The sequence below is a fragment of the Porticoccus sp. genome (assembly GCF_041592135.1).
GTDB lineage: Bacteria > Pseudomonadota > Gammaproteobacteria > Pseudomonadales > Porticoccaceae > Porticoccus.
In genome coordinates this window covers 1-23697 of record NZ_JBFHQR010000002.1, presented here as the reverse complement: position 1 = coordinate 23697, position 23697 = coordinate 1, and the positions used below count along the sequence as shown (strand labels likewise).

21 protein-coding genes are annotated in these 23697 nt (G+C 56.7%); 4 read left to right on the top strand and 17 right to left on the bottom strand.

Annotation, left to right across the window (positions count from 1 at the left end; all coding sequences use genetic code 11):
• Positions 1–17: 17 nt before the first annotated feature.
• Together tsaE and ABY948_RS00380 are read right to left on the bottom strand one after the other, a co-directional pair.
• Positions 18–488, bottom strand: a complete 471-nt coding sequence (tsaE, locus tag ABY948_RS00385) for a tRNA (adenosine(37)-N6)-threonylcarbamoyltransferase complex ATPase subunit type 1 TsaE (RefSeq protein ID WP_461480514.1) — start codon at positions 486–488, stop codon at positions 18–20.
• Positions 485–1975, bottom strand: a complete 1491-nt coding sequence (locus ABY948_RS00380) for an NAD(P)H-hydrate dehydratase (protein WP_461480513.1) — start codon at positions 1973–1975, stop codon at positions 485–487. Before ABY948_RS00380 ends, tsaE begins: the two co-directional genes overlap by 4 nt.
• Positions 1976–2040: 65 nt before the next feature.
• Between ABY948_RS00380 and queG the strand changes: the two genes are divergently transcribed.
• Positions 2041–3162, top strand: coding sequence for a tRNA epoxyqueuosine(34) reductase QueG (queG, locus tag ABY948_RS00375; RefSeq protein WP_461480512.1), 1122 nt, complete (start codon positions 2041–2043; stop codon positions 3160–3162).
• Positions 3163–3167: 5 nt separating this feature from the next.
• Here queG and ABY948_RS00370 read toward each other — a convergent pair whose 3' ends face one another.
• From ABY948_RS00370 to ABY948_RS00360, 3 genes are read right to left on the bottom strand one after another with little or no spacing between them, the layout of a single operon-like run.
• Positions 3168–3608, bottom strand: coding sequence for a YtoQ family protein (locus tag ABY948_RS00370; RefSeq protein WP_461480511.1), 441 nt, complete (start codon positions 3606–3608; stop codon positions 3168–3170).
• On the bottom strand, positions 3608–4180 hold the full coding sequence (gene orn, locus ABY948_RS00365) for an oligoribonuclease (RefSeq protein ID WP_461480510.1): 573 nt from the start codon (positions 4178–4180) through the stop codon (positions 3608–3610). The genes ABY948_RS00370 and orn overlap by 1 nt, the downstream gene beginning before the upstream one ends.
• A complete protein-coding gene (locus ABY948_RS00360; RefSeq protein WP_461480509.1) occupies positions 4177–5241 on the bottom strand; it encodes a mechanosensitive ion channel family protein in 1065 nt (354 codons plus the stop codon). Before ABY948_RS00360 ends, orn begins: the two co-directional genes overlap by 4 nt.
• A gap of 97 nt (positions 5242–5338) precedes the next feature.
• Here ABY948_RS00360 and rsgA point away from each other — a divergent pair, with 97 nt between their 5' ends.
• The 3 genes from rsgA (at position 5339) to asd (ending at position 8088) form a co-directional block, all read left to right on the top strand.
• Positions 5339–6358, top strand: a complete 1020-nt coding sequence (gene rsgA / locus ABY948_RS00355) for a small ribosomal subunit biogenesis GTPase RsgA (RefSeq protein WP_461480508.1) — start codon at positions 5339–5341, stop codon at positions 6356–6358.
• Between the two features lie 63 nt (positions 6359–6421).
• Positions 6422–7228 carry a sulfurtransferase gene (locus ABY948_RS00350; protein WP_461480507.1) on the top strand — a complete coding sequence of 269 codons (807 nt, stop codon included), beginning with the start codon at positions 6422–6424 and terminating at the stop codon, positions 7226–7228.
• A 2-nt stretch (positions 7229–7230) separates the two neighbouring features.
• A complete protein-coding gene (gene asd, locus ABY948_RS00345) occupies positions 7231–8088 on the top strand; it encodes an archaetidylserine decarboxylase (protein WP_461480506.1) in 858 nt (285 codons plus the stop codon).
• A gap of 11 nt (positions 8089–8099) precedes the next feature.
• Here the strand turns inward: asd and ABY948_RS00340 are convergent, their stop codons facing one another.
• From ABY948_RS00340 to ABY948_RS00285, 12 genes are all read right to left on the bottom strand, one after another.
• The gene (locus ABY948_RS00340) at positions 8100–9539 is read right to left on the bottom strand and encodes an HD-GYP domain-containing protein (RefSeq protein WP_461480505.1); all 1440 of its coding nucleotides are present in this window, start codon (positions 9537–9539) and stop codon (positions 8100–8102) included.
• A gap of 152 nt (positions 9540–9691) precedes the next feature.
• On the bottom strand, positions 9692–10762 hold the full coding sequence (hemE, locus tag ABY948_RS00335) for a uroporphyrinogen decarboxylase (protein WP_461480504.1): 1071 nt from the start codon (positions 10760–10762) through the stop codon (positions 9692–9694).
• Positions 10763–10770: 8 nt separating this feature from the next.
• Entirely contained in the window at positions 10771–12189 is a 1419-nt protein-coding gene (locus ABY948_RS00330; protein ID WP_461480503.1) for an FAD-dependent oxidoreductase, read from the bottom strand.
• A 36-nt stretch (positions 12190–12225) separates the two neighbouring features.
• Positions 12226–16680 carry a glutamate synthase large subunit gene (gene gltB, locus ABY948_RS00325; RefSeq protein WP_461480502.1) on the bottom strand — a complete coding sequence of 1485 codons (4455 nt, stop codon included), beginning with the start codon at positions 16678–16680 and terminating at the stop codon, positions 12226–12228.
• Positions 16681–16862: 182 nt separating this feature from the next.
• Positions 16863–17948 (bottom strand): 3-dehydroquinate synthase, encoded by a 1086-nt coding sequence (aroB, locus tag ABY948_RS00320; protein WP_461480501.1) that lies wholly within the window; start codon positions 17946–17948, stop codon positions 16863–16865.
• A 42-nt stretch (positions 17949–17990) separates the two neighbouring features.
• Positions 17991–18515, bottom strand: coding sequence for a shikimate kinase AroK (gene aroK, locus ABY948_RS00315; RefSeq protein WP_461480500.1), 525 nt, complete (start codon positions 18513–18515; stop codon positions 17991–17993).
• Positions 18515–20662, bottom strand: coding sequence for a type IV pilus secretin PilQ (gene pilQ / locus ABY948_RS00310; protein WP_461480499.1), 2148 nt, complete (start codon positions 20660–20662; stop codon positions 18515–18517). The genes aroK and pilQ overlap by 1 nt, the downstream gene beginning before the upstream one ends.
• Positions 20663–20665: 3 nt before the next feature.
• Positions 20666–21202, bottom strand: coding sequence for a pilus assembly protein PilP (locus tag ABY948_RS00305; RefSeq protein WP_461480498.1), 537 nt, complete (start codon positions 21200–21202; stop codon positions 20666–20668).
• 3 nt (positions 21203–21205) lie between these two features.
• On the bottom strand, positions 21206–21817 hold the full coding sequence (locus ABY948_RS00300) for a type IV pilus inner membrane component PilO (RefSeq protein WP_461480497.1): 612 nt from the start codon (positions 21815–21817) through the stop codon (positions 21206–21208).
• On the bottom strand, positions 21817–22149 hold the full coding sequence (locus ABY948_RS00295; protein WP_461480496.1) for a PilN domain-containing protein: 333 nt from the start codon (positions 22147–22149) through the stop codon (positions 21817–21819). Before ABY948_RS00295 ends, ABY948_RS00300 begins: the two co-directional genes overlap by 1 nt.
• A gap of 9 nt (positions 22150–22158) precedes the next feature.
• Positions 22159–22401 carry a PilN domain-containing protein gene (locus tag ABY948_RS00290; protein ID WP_461480495.1) on the bottom strand — a complete coding sequence of 81 codons (243 nt, stop codon included), beginning with the start codon at positions 22399–22401 and terminating at the stop codon, positions 22159–22161.
• Position 22402: 1 nt separating this feature from the next.
• Positions 22403–23470, bottom strand: a complete 1068-nt coding sequence (locus tag ABY948_RS00285; protein WP_461480494.1) for a pilus assembly protein PilM — start codon at positions 23468–23470, stop codon at positions 22403–22405.
• Positions 23471–23697 lie beyond the last annotated feature (227 nt).

Sequence of the window (23697 nt, the reverse complement as noted above, 5' to 3'; positions counted from 1 at the left end):
CAGCAAACAGACCATCCTCATGACAGCGTGTGCAGATCCCCTATGATTTTTTGGCCTCTTGTGGTGCCGGCAGAAATCGCCACACGGCGGGCATCATTTACCACGTTGATTTCTACCAGCAAATCGGGCTCCGGCAACATCCCGGCTCCGCGCTCAGGCCATTCCACCAGACAGCAGCCGGCCTGGTCCAGGTAATCGCGAATACCAATAAACTCCAGCTCCTCGGGATCGCCGAGGCGGTACAGGTCGAAATGATAAATCAGCTTGTCTCCCAACTGATAGGGCTCAACCAGGGTGTAGGTCGGACTTTTCACCACACCCTTGTGCCCAAACGCTGCCAGAATACCGCGACTGAGGGTGGTTTTTCCGGCACCCAGATCACCTTCCAGAAAGACCAGGGCCCCTTCGGGCAGCAATTTCCCCAGCTGTGCCCCAAAGTCCACCATGGCCTGCTCCCCGATCAACAGCATGTCAAAAACGTCGCTCAAGGATTCACCAGTCGCCGCAGGGGCCCAAACAGGTCGGTGGCCAACAGGCCCCGCTCGCCATCCACCGCCGCCCGGTCTGCGGCCTCGGCGTGCAGCCCCACGCCAAGTGGTAGCGCCTCCGCAGCGGGCACACCCTGCGCTAACAAGCCGCCCACAATGCCGCTCAGCACGTCGCCCATACCCCCGGACGCCATGCCGGGATTGCCGCCGCAACAGACCCTGACGGGCCGATCATCCGCCGTACACACCAATGTGCCGGCGCCTTTCAGCAATACCGGGCACTGGAATTTTTGCTGTAACGCACGAACCGCCGCAAAACGATCCCGCTGGATATCGGCAACGGTCACCCCCAATAGTCGGGCGGCCTCACCGGGGTGGGGCGTCATCAACCAGTTACCGGATGGCAGGGCCGCTGAACGACTATTGTTGAGCAGGTTCAAGCCATCCGCATCCAGTACCGTGGGCAGGCCGGCGGCCAGCGCCTGTTGCATCAACTGTTCGGACCATGGGGATTGACCCAGTCCGGGCCCAACCACCAGCACCGAAACAGCTTTCAGTAGCGGCTGGAGCTGCTGACCGGAGGTGATTCCCCGCACCATCAATTCCGGTCTGCGGGACAACAGCGCGCCGACATGTTCGGGTCGAGTGGCCACAGTAACCAGTCCGGCTCCCGTTCGCAATGCGGCCTCTCCGGCCATGGCCGCCGCACCACCGAATCCCAGATCACCGCCCACCACCAGCACATGGCCAAAATGGCCCTTATGGGCATCCCGGCGACGGGGCGGAAGCGCCATCAGCAGCTCCTCCAGATCCAACCGCACTCCGCTGGGCAGGATCTGTCGATAGATAGCCGCTGGCACCCGCAGATCGCTGAACACCAGTTCACCCGCGTGCACCCGGCCCTCACCGGTAAACAACCCCTGCTTCAAACCGATAAAGGTAACCGTCAGCTCCGCGCTGACGGTGGGATCAGCGGGCATACCGGTATCGCTGCAAAGCCCGGAAGGGATATCCACGGCCACCACCGGCAAGCCGGCGCAATTGATCAGGCGAACAGCCTGGGCAAAGGGTTCCCGCAGCGGGCCGCTCAAACCGGTGCCCAGCAGCGCGTCCACCACCACACCGCTATCCAGCGTCAGGCAGTCATTGAACGGCACCATATCAACGCCGGCCTGGCGGGCATAGTCATAGGCCAGCCGCGCATCACCGCGCAACTTGCCGACCGGGGCGACCTGCACCACGGTGACCGGCAGCCTGCTTTCAGCAGCCAGCGCCGCCACAATGTAGCCATCGCCACCATTGTTGCCGGCGCCACAAAACACGGTGATCGGTGCGCCGGGCCAGCGGCTGACCAACTGCTGAAACACCGCGTAACCGGCCCGTTTCATCAGTTTGATGCCGGGAACACCCCAATCCTGGATGGCGAGGCGGTCCAGCTCACGGACCTGTTGAGCGGTATAGAGGGGAATTGGCAAATGCTGAAACATAAGTTACCGATTATCCGGCGAATTTCTGGCAAAATTATACGTTAACTATAGACAGCAGTTCGACCATGACTTGCCAAACCCCCGACATCGACTACCCGCAGCTCGCCCGGCAAATCAAAGCCTGGGGCAACGCGCTCGGCTTTCAACAGGTCGCCATCACCGATATTGAGTTATCCGGCAGTGGCGAGCGCCTCAATCAATGGCTGGAGAACGGCTATCAGGGGGAGATGCGCTGGATGGCTGAACACGGCAGCAAGCGCTATCACCCCGAACAGTTGTTGCCGGGAACGGTCAGAGTCATCAGTGTGCGCATGGACTACCTGCCGGAGGACAGCAACCTGATTGCCGTGCTCAAGGCCGAAGACAAGGCCTATATCTCCCGCTATGCACTGGGCCGGGACTACCACAAGCTGATCCGCAAACGACTCACCACCCTGGCCAAGGACATTGAGCAGGCCGTTCCCGGCGCCGTCATCCAGCGCCCCTTTGTGGACAGCGCGCCGGTGATGGAAAAGCCGCTGGCGGTCAAAGCCGGACTCGGCTGGCTGGGCAAACACACCCTGGTGATCAACAGTGAAGTGGGGTCCTGGTTCTTTCTCGGCGAAATCTACACCAGCCTGCCGCTGCCGGTGGATGAGCCCGGCGAGGACGATCAGTGCGGCGAATGCAGCGCCTGCCTCAAGGTCTGCCCCACCGATGCCTTCCCGGAACCCTATGTACTCGATGCGCGACGCTGCATTTCCTACCTCACCATTGAGAACAAGGGCAGCATCCCCGAGGAGTTTCGCGAACCCATGGGCAACCGGGTGTTCGGCTGCGACGATTGCCAGGCGATCTGCCCGTGGAACAAGGTGGCCCCCTCCGCAACGGAGAAAGATTTTTCACCCCGCCACCAACTGGATAACCGGGAGCTGGTGGAGCTGTTCCTGTGGAGCGAAGCGGAATTCCTGAAATACACCGAGGGCTCGCCCATTCGCCGCATCGGCTACACCGGCTGGCTGCGCAACCTGGCGGTGGGACTGGGCAACGCCCCCTCCTCCGACTCGGTTATTAGCGCACTGAAAAGCCGGGAAAATCATCCCTCTGAAATGCTAAGAGAGCACATCTCCTGGGCATTACAGCAACACAGCAGACCCAAAAGGCGCAAGCGGAAAATTACCAATCCCGCCACCAGAATGCCGTCATAACGGCATCACTGCTGCGTGGTCAGATAGGCCAGTATCGCCACCACTTGATCAGGCGTTTGCGCCCAGGCCATGGCGCTGCCATCCACCTCCTTGAGAGGATGGATGATGTCGGCATCGTGCAGGCTGATGTAGGGGGTGCCGAGGGCGGCGCAGTAGCCCGCATCAAAGGCGGCGTTCCACTGCTTGTACTTGTCGCCGAAACGGATAATGGCCAAGTCACAGCCCTCGATCAGGGTCTTGGTGCGGATGGCATTCACCTTGGCCGACCGGTGGTCGCGCCAGAACGGATGGTTCTCTTCACCCAGCACATCCCCGGCGGCATCGCTGGCCTGGTGATCCGTCACCGCGGAGCTGAAAGTGATGGGTAACGCCTGCGCCTGGGCACCGCTGACAATCTGCTCGCGCCAATCGGTGTGAATTTCGCCGGAGAGGTAGACCTGCCACATCAATCCGCATCCCCCATACGGAAAAATACCTCGCGGTAATACTTCAGCTCGTCGATGGAGTCCCTGATGTCATCCATGGCCAGATGGGCGCCTTTTTTGGTCAGTCCCTTGGCCAACTCCGGCCGCCAGCGGCGGAGGATTTCCTTGACACTGCTCACATCGAGGTTGCGGTAATGGAAGAAGGCTTCCAGGGCCGGCATCTGGCGGGCGAGAAAGCGGCGATCCTGGCAGATGGAATTACCGCACATGGGCGACTGCCTGGCTTCCACAAATTGCTCCAGAAAGTTCAGGGTCGCCCGCTCGGCCTCGGCCAGGGTGATCTGGCTATGGCGCACCCGTTCAGTCAGTCCAGACTTACCGTGCTGGCGGGTGTTCCACTCATCCATGCCATCGAGTAATTCATCGGGCTGGTGAATTGCCAGTACCGGCCCTTCACCCAGTACATTCAGGTCCTTGTCCGTGACCAGGGTGGCGATCTCTATGATCACATCGTTGTCGGTGTCGAGCCCGGTCATCTCGAGATCGATCCAGATCAGGTTAAGGGGGTCTTTGATCAGTGCAATATCTTTCATGGGGTGGGTTCTTTGGCTTTGCGGATAATATTTTCCAGGCTGGCGAGGCGCTCTTCACGCTGGCGAATGTCGCCCTTGAGCACCCCGGCTTCCGCCTCGTCTGCACAGGCCTGCTGTCGTTCTTTCAATACCTTGATTTCCACCGCGAGAGATTGCACCTCATTCTCGAGGTTCTGGATTTTCTCGGCGCGGTCGGCCTTGTCAAAAATCAGTGCTTCGGGCGCCTGCGGTGCAGCAATCCCCTCTTCGGGCAACTTGGGGGGCGCCATGAACTTCTCGCCATCCCTGAACTGGCGCTGGTTCATAAAGGCGGGGGAGACAATTTCAATGCCGGCACCGTGGAGCTTGTCCAGCACCTCCTTGCGCAACCGGGTACGCATGGTCAGCAACTGCTTCACCTGCGGATAATAACCGGAGATCCGGTAGCTCACTGAAAAATCCCCCAGCATCAGAATTTGCAGGAACGGTTCCTGCAGACCGGCAGCCTGGGCAGCCTCCTTCAGCAAGGGCTCCACATCATAATGCGGCACATCGTATCCGAGGGAGAGGTCGCAGGAGACAATGGTCCCCGAGGAGCGCACCACCGTCACCGGATTGGACGCGAGGAACAGGTTGGGCAGGGTGATCAGGTCCCGGTCTTCAGACTGGATCTCGGTATGAAACAGCCCCCGCTCGGTGACACGGCCGAAATACTCTCCGGCGCGGATAAAATCACCATGGTGGAAACTTTTCACCGCGCGCAACATCAGCCCAGCCATGGCGTTGGCCACAAAGGTCGTGGACGACAGTGCGATCACCCCGGTTAATACCAGTCCCAGTAGACTGAGCAGATCGCCGCGGGTGGACTCGCTGACCGGCAGTGCCAGAATCACGGCGATCAGCGCGACCGCGGTCAGCACCAGCATGGTGACCTGACCGGGCAATCGGGATTCAGTGGTCAGGCTGGCACGCCGCAACAACAGCCAATTGGCGAACCACAATCCCGATGCCATCACGGCAAGGGTGGCCAGCAATGGCATAAAAGCCGACAGCGACTGGTAAATCCCCTCCAGTTTGGGCATTTCTGATTCCTGTCCCACGGTGCCCTTATGCTATATCCTTGCGTCCAACTAAGCCAGCCAATCGGGGTTGGGCAGGAAGCCATATTAGGAAGGGTTTTTGAGCAAACGCCACCTGACCAAACAGCAACAGCGCCAGATACAACGCAATCAGGCGAAGGCCAGTAATGCGGTCGATCAACGGCAGGCGGAGGAATTCCTCGCCACCGACGACCTAGGCCCGGCGCAGAGCGGGCGGGTTATCGCCTGCTTTGGCACCCAGGTGGAGGTGGAACCCGATCCCGCCGATGAAAGTCCGGCCAAACGCTGCCACCTGCGCGCCAATCTGCCGTCCATTGTCACCGGGGACCGGGTCATCTGGCAGGATGGCGAACCCAAGGGGGTAGTCGTCGCCGTGCAATCCCGCAGCAGTGAACTGTGCCGACCGGATAATCGCGGCCGGCTGCGCCCGGTGGCCGCCAACATCGACTGTATCGTGGTTGTCCTGGCGCCACTTCCAGAGCCACATCGAAACCTGGTGGATCGCTATCTGGTCGCGGCGGAGCACCAGGGCATAACGCCCATCCTGGTGATGAACAAAAGCGACCTGGTGGATGATCACAACCGCGACTATCTGTTCGACCTGCTGGAGGACTACCAGCAGCTGGGTTACGACTGCCTGCAGGTCTCCGCCCGCAGCGGTGATGGAATCGGCCGCCTGTCTGACCGCCTCGACCGGATTACCAGTGTTTTTGTCGGCCAGTCCGGGGTCGGCAAATCGTCACTTTTGAACACCCTGGCCCCCGGAACGGACACCGCCGTGGGGGCACTCTCCGAGGCGGTCACCAAGGGCACCCACACCACCACCACCGCCAGGCTGTTCCGACTACCCAATGGCGGCGAAGTCATCGACTCGCCGGGCATACGCGAGTTCGGCCTCTGGCACCTCGACCCCGCCGATGTCGCCGACGGCTTCGTGGAGTTCCGCCCCCTGTTGGGACAGTGCAAATTCAGGGATTGCCGGCATATGGGTAGCGAGCCTGGTTGCGCTATTGCGGAAGCAATGGCAAATGGTGATTTGACCCAGCGGCGGGTGGAGAGCTTCAGGCACATCGTACAAAGCCTGGAAACTGCCCGCTAGCCATGGCAAAAGGCCGAATGATCGGTGGTACAATCGCCGCCTGCAATTTGTACAGGAGGCACCATGTCCGCGATCCCAAAACTGCTCGAGCCGGAAGATCTGCAAAAACTGCTCGGCGAACCCGATATTCTGATTGTCGACCTCTGTAATGATGGTCTCTACAGCCGCAAACATATCCCCGGCGCGGTGCACGTCTCACCCCAGGAACTGATGAATGGCGGCCAACCCTGGCCCAATAAATTACCCTCCCCTCCCCAGCTGTCCGCGCTGTTCAGCCGGCTTGGATTGACGGATGACACCCATGTGATTGTCTATGACGACGAAGGGGGCGGCTGGGCCGGTCGTTTTATCTGGACGCTGGACGTGATCGGTCACCACAAGTGGTCCTACCTCAATGGTGGCTTTGTGGCATGGCACAATGAAGGCTTCCCGATGACAGAAGAGGTTCCGGCACCTGCGGCCCTGGAGCTGGAGGTCAGGGTTGATCTCAAGGCCCTGGTCACAACGGAAGAGATCATGGCTCATCTCGACGCCGGCGATCTGCAGATCTGGGATGCCCGCAGCCCGGCGGAGTACCGGGGCGAAAAAGTCATGTCCGACAAGGGTGGCCATATTCCCGGCGCCATCAATTGCGAGTGGACCAGCCTGATGGACAGCCGACGCAATATGCGGATTCGCGAAGATGCGCTGGAACAGCTGAAACAGCTCGGTATCAATCCTGCCAAGGCGACGGTTACCCACTGCCAGTCACATCATCGTTCCGGCTTCACCTATATGCTGGGCCAATTGCTGGGCTTCGACAATATTCGCGCCTATGACGGCTCGTGGTGGGAGTGGGGCAATCGACCCGACACCCCGGTGGAGCTATAGGGATGAACCAATACTGGGCTGAATGGTTTGTCGCCCTGCAACGCCTTACCCCCCAGCACGGCGTATCCCGACTGGGGGCAAAACTGGCAGAGAGCAGACATCCGGGACTCAAAAATGCGCTGATTCGCCAGTTTATCCGCCATTACCGGGTAAACTTGGCTGAAGCTGCATCCAGTGAGCTGGATGATTATGCGAGCTTTAACGATTTCTTTACCAGGGCCCTCAAACCGGGGGCACGCCCGATCGCCTCCGGTGACAGTCAGGTCGCCTGCCCGGCAGACGGCACTGTCAGCCAGCTGGGCAAAATCAGCACCGGCAACATCTTCCAGGCCAAGGGCAAATCATTTTCCGTCGAGGCGCTTTTGGGTGCGAGGGATGCTGACAGCAAGCACTTTCACAATGGCCAGTTCATCACCATCTACCTGTCCCCAAGCGACTACCACCGGACACATATGCCTGTCGCCGGCGAACTGGATTACTGCCGCTACATCCCCGGCAAGCTGTTTTCGGTCAATGCAGCGACCACCGGCACGGTGGATGGCCTGTTCGCCAAAAATGAACGACTGGTGAGCCTGTTTGACACCCCGCTGGGACGCTGTGCTGTGGTGCTGGTGGGCGCCATGATGGTCGCGGGCATTGAGTCCGTCTGGGAGTGCAATTACCAGGCCGGAACGTTGCAACAGAACCAATTTGAACGGGGCCAGATCAGCCTCGGCAAAGGGGATGAAATGGGGCGCTTTCGGTTCGGCTCAACCGTCATCCTGCTGTTTGAACAGGATACTATCCGCTGGACTGAAGGATTGGCCCCCGGCAGCACTACCCAGATGGGACAGGCGATCGCTGAACGATTGTCGATGTGAGCCCTGCGGGATCAGAGTCGGAAACGGTCCCGCAGGCCGGAGAGCAAGCCGCTCTTGACTGTCGGGCCGGACTCCCCATCCTGGGAACCGGATAGGGTCGTGTCCAGAATTCTGCTGGTATTTTTCATGAAGATACTGCTAACCGCCGGAATGTCGACGTCGTAACCGGAGATCTCCAAATCCCTGGCAATGGCCAGCTTCGATACCGAACTGGCTTTGGCAATACCGCTCTTGACCAATTCACGGCGCGATTGCTCTTCATCCTTCAAATCCAGCAGGATATATTCCCCGGAGGCCTTCGCCTTCTTCTGGTTAAACACCGCCACCTTGGGGGTGAGACGGGATTGGGCGTGCTGCTCAACCACAACACCGACATCCCCGGTGGTCAACTCCACCAGCGTACCGGTGGGATACAAACCGATAGACTGGATAAACTGCACCACCAGATCATCCTGGAATTTTTTGTCGCGCATATTGTAGAGAAGACTCACAGCGCGAGAAGGAGCAACCGGCTCTTCAGATTCCAGCGGGTTGGAAATCGCATCATAGGTCGTCGCAATGCCGGCGATACGCGCCAACAGGGGAATTTTACCGCCCAGAATGCCTTCCGGAAAACCGCTGCCATCGAAGCGCTCGCAGTGATAGCGCACCACCGAAATTACCCTGGGCTCAACACTCTTTGAAGCCCGCAACATCTCGACTCCATATTCCACGAACTTCTGATATTCGGCGGCTTCCTCGGGGGTTCGCCGCTTTTTGCGCAGCAGTCCGTTGGGCAGTTTAACCTTGCCGATATCCTTTAACAGCGTGCCGAGACAAAGTACGGACATATCCCCTTTCGGCATACCGATGAAACGGGCAAACTGAACAGCCCAGAGTGCCGCGCGCATGCTGTGATCATGGGTTTGCTGGTCTTTCAGACGGAGACGCAGCAGCCAGGTGAAGGCGTCGGGGCAACGGACAACACTGTTGACCATATCCGCCACCGCATCTTTTAGCTGCTGGTAATCAAAATCACGACCTTTGGCGATCTGTTTGGCCGCCAGGGTAAACTGGCCGCGCAACTGTAACAGCGCCTTTTCCGCGTGTTCCACCTCGCTGCTGAGGGGTACAACCTCAGTGTAAACATTGTGCCTGACCTCTATCGGAGTCACGTCACTTTTCTCCGCAATACCGGCCTGTGCTTTTACCAATGAGGAAATAATTTTCTTTCCCTGGCCCGCTTGAGATATGTAACCTTCAGAGACAGGAGCCCCTATTGGGCTGGCCCCTTTGGTCACATCAATAAATACGTGATCACAATAGTGTCGCAGCGCAGTGATCTCCTTGGGACTCTTCACCAGCAAACCCTGGATGGGGAAAGGCGTTTGGCTCCACGGGCGATCAAGACAGGAGACAAACATCCCTATTGTGATGTCATCCGCACGTATTTTGATCTGTTTGATGCTCATATCGTTCACGCCCCCACGTCAGGGGTACAGGTAGTTTAGAAATTCTGTGCAACTTAAAACCACAGACTTACAAGCTAAGGATATGCCTGTTCGACACAATAGCAACTGACGTAGGTCAACCGGTCAGATATGACGATAACTGGTTAGTTTAATTAGGTTTTTTTGTGGTACTTCGCTGAATATTCGTGAACTGCGTCAACAAATGCCCCGGCGTTTTCTGGGCTGATATCCGGCGTGATGCCATGCCCCAAATTAAAAATATGCCCCTCTCCGTGGCCATACTGTTCCAGTATGGCCGCCACTTCCTGGCGAATGCGCAGGGGGGAGGCGCGCAGCACAGCCGGATCCATATTACCCTGAAGAGCGACTTTCTGGCCGACACGCTGCCGTGCGGCACCAATGTCCATTGTCCAGTCCAAGCCAATACCATCGCACCCGGTCTCGGCAATGGCCTCCAGCCACTGCCCGCCACCCTTGGTGAAGAGAATCGCGGGTACAGGACGCCCCTCCGCTTCCGGTGTCAAACCTGCAACGATTTTGGACATGTAACGGAGGGAAAATTCCCGGTAAGCGCTGTGGGAGAGGCTGCCTCCCCAGGTATCAAAAATTTGTACTGCCTGGGCGCCGGCTGCTATTTGTGCATTCAGGTAGGCGGTGACCGATTGCGCCAACACATCCAACAGCTGGTGCATCAGCTCCGGCTGTTCATACAGCATGGTTTTACTGCGGGCAAAGTCCCGGCTGGAGCCGCCCTCAATCATGTATGTGGCCAGCGTCCAGGGACTTCCGGAAAAACCGATCAGCGGCACCCGCCCATTCAACTCGCGGCGAATGGTGGTTACCGCATCCATCACATAGGGCAGATCGCGTTCGGGATTGATCACCTCGAGTGCGGAGATATCAGCTTCGCTGCGCAGTGGCTTCCTGAACCTGGGGCCCTCTCCCTCTTCGAAATAGAGGCCGAGCCCCATGGCATCAGGGATAGTGAGGATATCGGAAAACAGAATGGCGGCATCCAGGGGATAGCGCTCAAGGGGCTGCAGGGTGACTTCACAGGCCAATTCAGGATTGGTGCAAAGGCCCATAAAGTCCCCGGCCCTGGAGCGTGTCTGACGGTATTCAGGCAGGTAGCGGCCGGCCTGGCGCATCATCCAAACTGGCGTTACATCGACAGGCTGACGCTGCAGTGCCCGCAGGAAGCGGTCGTTCTTTAGTGCGGTCATCGGCAATCCTATACCTGCAGGTAGTCGAGGATACCTTCACCCGCCTGACGACCTTCCCAGATGGCGGTCACCACCAGGTCTGAACCGCGCACCATGTCCCCACCGGCAAAGACTTTGGGGTTGCTGGTCTGGAACTTGAACGGCTGCTCTTCCGGCGCCACCACACCCTGCCAGCTGTTGAGTTCAACGCCGATATCGCTCAGCCAGGGAGCGGGACTGGGCTGGAAACCGAAGGCGATCAATACCACATCGGCGGGCAGGATTTCCTCACTGCCGGCAATCGGCACAGGGCGACGGCGGCCCCTTTCATCGGGCTCACCCAATTCGGTGGTCACCACCTTGACACCTTCCACCCGACCATTGCCGACGATTTCGATGGGCTGGCGATTGAACAGGAACTGCACGCCCTCTTCCTTGGCATTTTGCACTTCGCGGCGGGAGCCAGGCATATTTTCTTCGTCGCGCCGGTAGGCACAGACCACGGCGTCAGCACCCTGGCGAATGGAGGTTCGGTTACAGTCCATGGCGGTATCACCGCCGCCGAGCACCACGACACGCTGGCCCGCGACACTGATGAAATCGGCGGGATCCTTTTCCCAGCCCATGTTGCGATTCACATTGGCTACCAAAAACGGCAGGGCATCGTGCACACCCTGAAGATCTTCGCCGGAGAATCCACCTTTCATGTAGGTATAGGTACCCATACCCAGAAAGACCGCATCAAACTCTTCCAGTAACTGGGGCATCTGCACATCGACGCCGACATCGGTATTGAGGCGGAACTCGACACCCATCGCCTCGAAGACCTTGCGGCGGTTCTGCATCACGGACTTTTCCAGCTTGAATTCCGGGATACCGAACGTCAGCAGACCACCAATCTCGGGATAGCGATCAAAGACCACTGGCTTGACGCCATTGCGCACCAGCACATCCGCACAACCGAGACCCGCCGGACCTGCACCGATAATAGCGACCCGTTTTTCAGTCCATTTAACCCGGGACATATCCGGTCGCCAGCCCATGGCGAACGCGGTATCGGTAATATATTTTTCGGCACTGCCAATGGTGACCGCACCGAAGTCCTCGTTCAGCGTACAAGCACCTTCACAGAGGCGATCCTGTGGACAGACCCGACCACATACTTCAGGCAGTGTATTGGTCTGGTGACTGAGCTCAGCCGCTTCGAGAATATTTCCTTCAGAGAGCAACTTCAGCCAGTTGGGAATGTAGTTGTGGACCGGGCACTTCCACTCACAATAGGGATTGCCGCACTCCAGACAACGGTGCGCCTGGCTGGACGCCTGTTTTTGCTCATAAGGTTCATAAATTTCAACAAATGCACGGGTACGGCTGAGATGCCCCTTCTTGCGGGGTTCCTCGCGACTAACCTGGACAAATTGAAAATTGTTGTTCAGCCTTTGGGTCATAAATGCAAACCTTTACTCAGTTGCGCCATCTGCCATTCACTGTGGTTCTGCACGGGTGTGCTCGAGCAAGCTCTGCAGGCTTGCCGCTTTTGGCTTGACCAACCAGAACCTGCTTACATAGTGCTCAAAGTCATCGAGGATCTTCTGCCCCCAGGCACTGCCCGTTTCCCGGACAAACTCCTGGATGACGCTTTCCAGATTGTGTCGGTAGGCTTCTGTGGCTTCACTGGTAATGCGCTGAATATCCACCAGCTCCATGTTGTAGCGATCGACAAAGTTTTTCTCCTCATCGAGCACATAGGCAAAACCGCCGGTCATACCTGCACCGAAGTTGTAACCGGTAGAGCCCAATACCACCACTACACCACCGGTCATGTATTCACAACAGTGGTGACCGGCGCCTTCGACCACTGCCAGCGCGCCGGAATTCCTCACCGCGAAACGCTCACCGGCACGGCCAGCGGCAAATAGCTTGCCGCCGGTGGCACCGTATAGGCAGGTATTGCCAACAATGGGCGCAGCGTTGGAGGCATATTGACTGTTTTCCGGCGGGGCAATCACAATCTTGCCGCCCGCCATGCCTTTGCCGACGTAGTCGTTGGCATCCCCGACCAAGTGGATATCCAGGCCACCGGCGTTCCACACGCCCAGAGATTGGCCGGCAACGCCGCGCAGGATCAGTTTAACCGGAGCCTCAGCCATACCCTGGTTGCCATAGCGCTTGGCAATTTCACCAGACAACCGGGCACCAATCGAGCGGTCACAGTTGCTGATGGAATAACTGAACTCACCACCGCGTTTTGCTTCGATGGCGGGCAAAGTATCCGCCACCATCTGCTCGGCCAGCCCGCCCTTGTCAAACGGCACATTTCTCGCCACCTGGCAGGTTTGCGGCTTGCTCTTCAGCAGCTCATCGGTATAGACAATGGGCGAGAGGTCGAGTTTTTTATGCTTGTCCGTTGTGCCCGACAGCACTTCCAGCAGATCCACCCGGCCGACCAGCTCACCCAGGGTTCTAACACCCAGGCGCGCCATCCACTCGCGAGTCTCTTCCGCCATGAAACGGAAGAAATTGCGCGCCATGTCAACCGTGCCGCGGTAGTACTCATCCCGCAGCAATTTATCCTGTGTGGCCACACCCGTTGCACAGTTGTTGAGGTGGCAGATGCGCAGGTATTTACAACCGAGGGCCACCATCGGCGCGGTACCGAAGCCGAAGCTTTCTGCACCCAGAATGGCCGCCTTGACCACATCCAGACCGGTTTTTAAACCGCCATCGGTCTGCACGCGAACCTTGTCGCGCAAGTCATTGGCGCGCAGGGTCTGGTGGGTTTCCGCCAGGCCCAACTCCCAGGGTGAGCCGGCGTAGCGGATTGAGGTCAGCGGGCTCGCCGCGGTACCGCCGTCATAACCGGAGATGGTGATCAGATCCGCATAGGCCTTGGCCACACCGGCGGCGATGGTGCCGACACCGGGACGGGACACCAGTTTTACGGACACCAACGCCTCGGGATTGACCTGCTTGAGGTCGAAGATCAGCTGGGCCAGGTCCTCGATGGAATAGATGTCGTGGTGGGGGGGCGGCGAAATCAGTGTCACACCGGGAACGGAATAACGCAGCCGGGCAATCAGGTCGTTGACCTTGCCGCCGGGCAGCTGACCACCTTCACCGGGCTTGGCGCCCTGGGCCACTTTGATCTGGATGACTTCCGCGCTGGACAGATAGTGCGGCGTGACCCCAAAGCGACCGGATGCCACCTGCTTGATCTTGGAAACCTTGATAGTGCCATAACGGGCGGGGTCTTCGCCGCCCTCACCGGAATTGGAGCGACCGCCGAGGCTGTTCATGGCCTCTGCCAGCGCCTCGTGAGCTTCCGGCGACAGTGCCCCCAGGGACATCCCGGCGGAATCGAAACGCTTGATGATCTGCTCTATCGGCTCAACGTCAGCCAGCGGCACCGGCGCAACGTCACTCCTCAGCTTGAGCAAATCGCGCAGAGTCGCTACCGGTCTGTTATTGACCAAGCCGGCATAGTCGTGCCAGGCCGCATAATCGTTATTCTGTACAGAACGATGCAATGCCTGCACCACATCCGGGTTAAAGGCATGATATTCCTGGCCGTGGACATACTTCAGCAAACCGCCGGGATTGATCGGCTTGCGTTCACTCCACGCCTCCGCCGAGAGCAATTGCTGGTCGCGCTGCAGCTCGGCAAAACCGGCGCCCTCGATGCGACTCGGCGTCTCGGCAAAACAGGTTGCCACCACGTCCGAAGCCAGCCCGATGATTTCATAAAGCTGGGCGCCACGGTATGAGCCAATGGTAGAGATGCCCATCTTGGAGAGTATCTTCAACAGCCCTTTGTTAATCCCTTTGCGGTAGTTCTTAAAGGCGGTGCCGAGATCGCACAGCACCTCACCTGACTGAACCAGATCAGAGAGAATGTGGTAGCTCAAGTACGGGTAAACGGCTGATGCGCCATAGCCTATCAGGGTGGCAATCTGGTGAGAATCACGGGCTGATGCCGTACTCGCGATAATATTGGCGTTGCAGCGTTCGCCCACGGCTATCAGGTGGTGATGTACGGCACCCACCGCCATCAACATCTGGATAGGCAGCCTATTCGGGGCGATATCCGAATCGGACAGAATGCAGAAGACCACACCGTCTTTGACGGCTTGTTCAACTTCCAGGCACAGATTCTGAATCGCCTCCTGGAGGCTGTTCTGTTGGGGGTCATAATTGACCCCGAACTTCCTGACCGGATAGTCCGCCTGCTCAACATTTTTGAGGGCGTAGTATTTGCGGGGCGACAACACCGGGCTGTTCAGGTTGACCCGCTTGCCGTGACCGGGGGTTTCCGAGAACAGGCACTCTTCACGGCCCAGCTGTGTGGCCAATGACATGACCAGCGATTCGCGCAACGGGTCGATGGGAGGGTTGGTCACTTGGGCAAACTGCTGCCGAAAATAATCGTAGAGGGTGCGATGCTTGGCGGACAGCACCGCCATGGGCGTATCATCACCCATGGAACCCACGGCTTCCTGACCACCTTCCGCCAGGGGTCGCATCACCTGGTCGCGCTCTTCCTGGCTAGCCAGGAACAATTTCATGTAGCGGCGAACCTCATCGCGGCTCAGGGCACCTTCCACCTCGATGCTATCCTGCTCCATGGTGGACATGACCTTGACGCTGCCATCGCGCAACCACTTCTGATAGGGGTTGCCCGAGGCCAGCTGGCGATCGACATCCTCAGCATTCAGTATGCTGCCGGTCAATGTATCGATGGAGAGAATATCACCCGGTCCGAGACGGCCCTTGGCAACCACATTCTCCGGTTGATACTTGTAAACACCCACTTCGGAAGCGACGGTAATGATGTCATCATCCGTCAGCACCCAACGGGAAGGGCGCAAACCATTGCGGTCCAGGGTACAAACGGCGTAGCGACCATCGGTGATTACCAGGCCAGCCGGACCATCCCAGGGCTCCATGTGCATGGAGATATACTCGAAGTAGGCTCGTTCATTCGGACCGTAATCCTGGGTGTTATGCCAGGCCGGCGGCACCAGCATGCGCACGGCCTTGTGGAGGTCCATACCACCCGCCACCAACACTTCCAGCATGTTATCCAGGCTCGACGAGTCGGAACCGGTGCGATTGACCAACGGTGCAACCTCGAGCAGGTCGGGCAATAGTGGGGTCTCAAATTTCGGCGTTCTCGCTACCGACCAGTTGCGGTTACCGGTAATGGTGTTGATTTCACCATTGTGTGCGAGCATCCGGAACGGTTGCGCCAAGGGCCAGCGCGGCATGGTGTTGGTGGAAAATCGCTGGTGAAAAACGCAAATAGCCGTTTCCAGACGAGGGTCATCGAGATCCCGGTAAAATTTGGGCAAATCCACCGGCATCATCAACCCTTTGTAACAGAGCACATTGGGTGACAAGCTGGCGATATAGAAAGAGGGGTCTGCAGAAAGCGCTTTCTCGGCTTTGCGCTTGGCAATGAACAGCCGTGCATTGAACCGCTGCTCATCCAGCTGACCAGCCGTCACATACACCTGTTCAAATACCGGCAGGGAACGCAGTGCAATTTCACCCAGACAGGCGTTATCGGTAGGGACTTCACGCCAACCGACTATCTCGAGCCCTTCGTGCTGCAGCGCCTCAGCCAGAAGCTTTCTGGACTGCTCCCGCAACTCGCCGTCCTGGCTCAACATGATCGAACCCACTGCGTAGAGTGGGGGCAACTCTGCAGAAAAAAGCTCTTTCGCTATCTGACGCATAAACCCATCGGGTTTTTGCATCAACAAACCACAGCCATCACCCGTTTTCCCATCCGCAGCAATACCGCCGCGGTGGGTCATACAGGTTAACGACTCAATGGCAGTTTCCAGAATACGGTGGCTGGCTTGCCCTTTGGTATGGGCAATCAAACCGAAGCCACAGTTATCTTTAAATTCATCTAACCGATAGAGGCCTGTCGACATAATAAAACTCTAGACAGAATACAAGTAAAAACAGCTGGTTACATAGCCAAGGCAGAGAGATAGAACGCCCGGACACAAAAGGAGAGACATTTTACATGGCTGGGGCCGACGCCACAAACTTCTCGGGGAGGAAAAAGAAGTCCTGCTGCCGACCAACTACAGACTTAGGACTCGATTTTGGTTCATTCTTTACTCGACAGCAACCTGGAAAGGCAATCTGTATCAAAATCGGAGGTCACCACAGCATGACCCAGGGATTTCAGCAGCACCAGGCGCAACGTGCCATCCAGGACCTTCTTGTCCACTGCCATCAATGCTATAAACGTCTTGGCGTCGATATTGTCGGGCGCCCAAGTGGGCAACTGGCATTTGGCCAGCAACCGCTCAATGCGCTGCCTGTCTGCAAGGCTGAGCCAACCCAGCAATCGGGACAGTTCTGCCGCCATCACCATACCCGCTGCCACCGCTTCGCCATGCAACCAGTCGCAATAGGACTGGGCAGTTTCAATTGCGTGCCCGAAGCTGTGCCCCAAATTCAGGATAGCCCTGATCCCACCCTCCCGTTCGTCCTGACTGACGATCCGCGCCTTGTTCTCACAGGATCGCCGGACAGCCGTAGCCAGGGCTTCGGGTTGACGCGCCATCAAGGCATCGGCATTGAGCTCGAGCCAGTTAAAAAAATCGGCATCGGCAATCAGGCCATATTTCACCACTTCGGCCAGCCCAGAGCGATACTCCCTGTCCGGCAACGTATCCAGCGTCGTCGTATCAGCAATGACACACTGGGGCTGGTAAAACGCGCCGATCATATTCTTGCCCTTCGGGTGATTGACGGCGGTCTTACCGCCCACCGAAGAGTCCACCTGCGCCAACAATGTGGTAGGAACCTGGATAAAATTGACACCGCGCTGATAACAGGCCGCCGCAAATCCCGTCATATCGCCCACGACACCGCCACCCAGGGCAATTAGAGTAGTGGTGCGGTTATGCCGTTGTTCCAACAGACGATCGAATATGAGATTCAGCGTATCGAGGTTTTTGTATTTTTCACCATCCGGCAGAATAACCGTATCTACCTGATGCGCCGGCAACGCTGCCGTTAACTGTTCAAGATACAGTGGGGCAATGGTTTCATTGGTCACCACCAACACCTGCGAACCGCTGATATAGGGCACAAGCAATCCCGGCGTTTTCAGCAGACCGGCACCGATAAGAATGGGATAGCTCCGCTCGCCCAAATCGACAGTCAGTGTGATACAAGTAGACACAGCAAAAAATTCCCGGAAACAAAGGGGGGCGAATTTATCACATTAGGCTTGATACTGGCGAACTTCCCTCGCCACTGACTCGGCCACAACCTGGGGTTTCTTTCTTTCCGTCTCGACGATCAGGTCCGCCACTTCTCGGTAGAGCGGATCTCGTTCAGCCATCAGCCTCGTCAGTACCGCCAGCGGGTCATCCACTTGCAGCAGAGGCCGCGACCGGTCGTGGGAGGTTCTTTCCAGCAACTGTGTGGCCGAGGCACAGAGGTAGACAACACAGCCGCGCTCTTTCAGAAATCGCCGATTGCCCGGATCGATGACGGCGCCACCACCTGTCGCAAGGAGGATTCCTTCAGAGCCCGTGAGCTCCTCCAGCAGCAGGCTTTCTCTTTTCCGGAAACCGGGCTCGCCTTCCACATCAAAAATCCATGGGATGTCCGCCCCACAACGCTTTTCTATTTCGGCATCGAGATCAACAAATTTCAGAGAAAGATTTTTGGCCAAAAGACGACCGATGGTTGTCTTGCCGGCCCCCATAGGGCCGACAAGAAAGACATTGTTAGGTTTCGTCATTAATCAAGGAGGGCTTCATTAAGGATTTTGGGGGTAATAAAGATCAGGATTTCCCGCTTTTGCATATCGTTAAGGTCTTTGCGGAACAGCCTTCCCAGATAGGGAATATCCCCGAAGAAAGGCACTTTTTCCTGTGTATCTACTGTCTGCATCTGGAAGAGTCCGCCCAATACCAGTGTCTGACCATCGCCCACTATGGCTTTGGTTTCTACCTGTGTCACATCGATCGCCGGTTCACCATTAACTGCAAAATCCCCCACAGAGTCCTGGTTTACGTTAATGTCCATGATGATGCGGCCATCGGGGGTAATCTGGGGTGTTACCTCCAGTTTCAGCACCGCCTCTTTAAACTGGACAGAGGTCGCACCACTGGATGTGGCATTTTGATAGGGAATCTCGGTACCCGTTTTGATCGAAGCCTTCTGCTTGTCACCGGTCAGTACTTTGGGCTGAGAAACGATTTCACCAGTGCCCTCATTCTCCAGGGCACTCAATTCCAGATCTAGGAAGGTGTTCTGGGTCAGCAATTCAAGGGCAAAACTACCATTGGGATTGTTAACACCAAGATCTACACCTAACCCAGCATCATTGACGAGGATGGTTCCAGTTCCACCATTAAAAATGCTGATAGGGTTGTTTGGATCAGCGAAGTTTTCCAGGGAGCCACCAAAGCCAAAATCGGAGCTGTCCGGCGTCCGGGCGCCCTGTAGACCAAGTCGGGCCCCAATTTCCTTTCTGAAATCGGTGTTGGCAATAACAATCCGCGCTTCGATCAGAACCTGCCTGACCGGTATATCAATTTGGTCAATCAGCTTCATGAACTCACTAATCTTATCTTCAGTATCCGTCAGGATAATGGTATTGGTCCGGTCGTCGACAATGGCCGCCCCCCGCTCAGACAGCATGCTATCTGTGGCATTCCGACCGCCACTGCCACCGCCACCGCGGCGCACGTCAAACAGCTCATACAACTGACGCGCATCTGCGTATTTAACCCGGATAAATTCAGTGCGCAGGGGCGCCAGCTCTTGCAATTGTTTGTTGGCCTCGACCTGCAAGCGCTCGCGCTCGGCAATTTCGGCTGCAGGAGCCACCATCAGCACGTTACCCTCTTGGCGCTTGTCCAAGCCTTTGGCTTTCAACACAATATCCAGCGCCTGATCCCAGGGCACATTTTCAAGACGCAGGGTAATGCTACCAGCGACGGTGTCACTGGCCACCAGGTTCAATTCCGTAAAGTCCGCTATCAGCTGTAACACAGACCTGACTTCAATGTCCTGGAAGTTGAGCGACAGCTTGTCACCCACATAGGCAAACCGCGATTTCTTCTGCTCAACCTCATCCTCAGTGAGCGGCTTGACGCTGACGATATATTGATCATCCGCCTGATAGGCCATGTAATCATATTCACCAATGGCATTCACCAACACGGTCGTGGTCGAGCCATCGGAACTGGCGTCAACCTCTTTTACAGGTGTCGCAAAATCCATCACGTCCAGACGACGATCCAGCGCGCCAGGAAGCCCTGTGCGGAAGAAATTGAGCTTAATAGCACCGCCGACATGGGAAATATCAACACTGACAGAAGGGTCTGACAGGCCGATCACCACCAGCCCTTCACCTTTTTCACCGCGTCGAAAATCGACTGACTTGATACTGAACGACTGATCTCCAAACGTCTTGGCACTGGCTTTTGAGCCAACCATGGCGGATGAGGCCTCAGTCCTGATCACCCCTTCACCAGCGCCAACCACCATCGTCAGCACATTACCGGAAACATGGGTCTCATAGGGCGCCATCTGCTGCATATTGAGGATCAGGCGGGTGCGATCGGCCGTCGCCAGGAGCACGGCACTGCGTGCATTTTCAAAAGAGAGTGCGTGCTTTCTTTCCAGACTACTGGTGACCCCCGGCAAATCCAGCACAATCCGCGCGGGATTATCAATGGTATAGCCCTCCGGGGCAGGAGGGGCTGCAGAGAAAGACATCTTGACCTCGAACCTGTCGCCGGGCAGCGTCGCAAAACTGATATCTTCCAGCGTCACCTGAGCCAATACCTGTGTTGACAGCCCCAGGGAGACAAGGCACCCAACCAGCATCAACACACTCTTTTTCAGACACCCTTTCATCTCAGATTCCCCAAACATCGATTAGTCCTTCTCTCTTAGAGCCAGGGTCCGTGGACGCTCGACCCAACTGCCCTTCCCATCGGGAACTATCTCTATCACGTCAACCCTGGACTCACTGATTCCCGCAATGCGGCCATGGTTTTTACCCAGGTAGTTACCCACCGTGACGCGGTGAATGCCGCCACTGCCGTCATCGAGCAACGACCAGATCTGTCCATCTTTTGACAAAATACCAACCATGGACAGCGCGGCAAAATTAAAGCCTTCCAAATATTCCCGTTTGCGAGACTCATCCGGAGCAGCCACCGTATTCTTGCCAGCAACTTTTTCACCAGCGCCAATCAACAGCGGCGCTTCGAAGGGGCTGCGCATGGCAATCGCGCCATATCGAAAGTTCTTATAGGCGCGAAATGTCGGGATCGGCTCTATTTCACCCGCCGGGCGCGCCTTGACCTCCCTCATAAAGTTCTGAAGATCCTGGTGTTCCCCATCACCAGCGCATCCCGAAGCAAGGACACAGCTGACGACCCCAAAAAACAAACCGAAGTACTTGGCCATTTTTTAGTCTTCCTGCGTCTTGTAGCGGTACGTTTTTGCTTCAACTTCAAGCGTCAGAAGACCGCCATTTCCTCTCGACGACAAGCTGTAATCGTGCAATGTCACAATGCGTGGCAAACCGGCCACCCCGCTGACAAAGGCACCAACATCATGGTACCCCCCCTGAGCGACAATCTTGATCGGCAGCTCCACGTAAAACTCCGCCGCGCGTTCCGGTTGCAGGGTGATACTGACGATATTTAGGCTGGCACCATTGCCAATCTCGGTAATATCCTCCAGTAGCCCCGGCACCTCCGTATCACTGGGTAATTGGGCAAGCAGGGCGCCAAAGAGCTTCTCCATCTCGACCATCTGCGTTCTATAGGCATCCAGGTTAGCCGCCTGAAAGGCCTTTTGTTCAAACGTCTGCTTGAGATTGACCTCCTGCCCCCGAACTCTTTCCAGCTCCACCCCCAGGTCCTTCACATGAAAGTAGTAGGCTCCTCCCAAAACAGCACAGAAAACCAGCACCAGCAAAATCGCCCGGACGGGAAAGGGCCATACACCAATGGTTTCAAAATCCAGCTCTGAAAAATCGAAATCTTTTAACTGCTGAATGGAATCGCTCAGGGCCATCATGCTTCTCCTTCAGCCTTGGCAGGGGATTCAGTTTCCACCGGTGCCGTGATGACCTTGACCCGCATCTCAAAACGGCTACCGTCCTCACCCAATATGGGATCCGCCTGCACCTTGGTCAGATTCGGCTCCGCAAACTTGTAGGACGCATCCAGCCGACGCATCAGCGCCGAGACGCGATTATTCGACTCGGCATAACCCACCAGAGAAATTTGCTTACCCTTCAATGTCATTTGGGTGAAATACACACCGTCGGGAACAGCTCGGACAAATTCGTCATAGAGCTTAACGATTTCGGGCCTGTTACCCTGCAACTCCTGAATCACCTGCATCCGGTCCAGCTAGTCCTGACGGCGTTTTTTCAGCTCCTTGATCTCCGCTACCTGCTTGTCGAGTTTGGCAATTTCGCTCTTAAGAAACTGGTTTCGGCTCTCCTGATTGGCAATCTGGGCATTCACCACGCGATCCCAGCCAAAGGACACCACAACCGCCGCCACCAACACCACGCAAATCAGGGTGATGAATTCCTTTTTCTTTTCGGCACGATGGGCCTCACGCCATGGAAGGAGGTTAATCTTGGCCATCTTATTCCAGCCCCCTCAAAGCCAAACCTGCCGCTATCAACATGGCTGGCGCATCGTTACTCAAGGCAACCGCATTCACTTTTCCAGACACTTCCATGTCCGCAAAAGGATTGGCAACCATGGTTGGCAGACCCAGCTTTTCCTCTATCTCGTCCCGCAACCCCTCCATGGCAGCAACCCCTCCCGCCAGAATCAACTGGTCGATGTAGTTATACTGGCTCGAGGAAAAGAAAAATTGCAGGGAACGGGAAATCTGCTGGACGAGTGCATCCTTGAAAGGTTCAAGCACTTCGGTGACATAATCCTCCGGCAATCCGCCCTGCTTCTTTGCCTGACCGGCTTCCTCCAGAGACAGGCCGTAGCGACGCTGGATTTCCTCTGTCACCTGTTTGCCGCCAAACAGTTGTTCGCGGGTATACACCGTTTTGCCATTGACCAGCACACTGAGGGTCAACATCGTCGCGCCGACATCGGCAATGGCGACAACCTGCTCGCCCAATTCCTCCAATTGCGTCGCCAGCAACTCGAAGGCCCGCTCTACCGCGAACACCTCTACATCGACCACCCTTGGATTTAAACCAGCCGCCTCCAGCGCCTCGGCTCTGGAGTCGACATTCTCCCGACGGCAAGCCGCAAGGAGCACGTCCACCTGCTCAGGGTTGTTCTGTGAGGGACCGATGACTTCGAAATCCAGGGCGACTTCATCGAGGGGGTAGGGGATATATTGATCGGCCTCCAGGGCTATCTGGGTTTCCAGGGCCTGCTCATTGAGATCAGCCGGCATCTCGATCACCTTGGTAATCACCGACGATCCAGACACGGCTACCGCGGCATCGCGAGCCTTGGCCTTGGCTTGTGATACCACCTTGCGAATTGTCTCTGCCAGCGCTTCGACGTTATTGATATTTTTCTCAACAACGGTGTTTGGCGGCAGCGGCCTTACCAGATAACTTTCTACCTTGAAGCGACTACCGCTCCGGCTGATTTCCAGCAACTTCACAGCAGAAGAGCTTATATCCAGGCCCAATAAACATTTGGGTTGCTGGTCTAGAAAACTGAAAATTCCCATTTTTGTTTTCTTTTCCCAAGGTTACGCAAAGCTACTAACAGAGAACTTTAACTATTTTCCCCAAGTTTGCAAGTAGTGTATCGCTGTTCCATTGACTCTATAATATCACGCTGATTTCAAAACGGCCCCACCATGACAAAACCAATTTTCAAAATCGCTCGCGCGCTGATCTGGCTTACTCTCTGCGCTATCGGTGGCGCCCTTGTTGTCACCGGTAGCCTGTATTT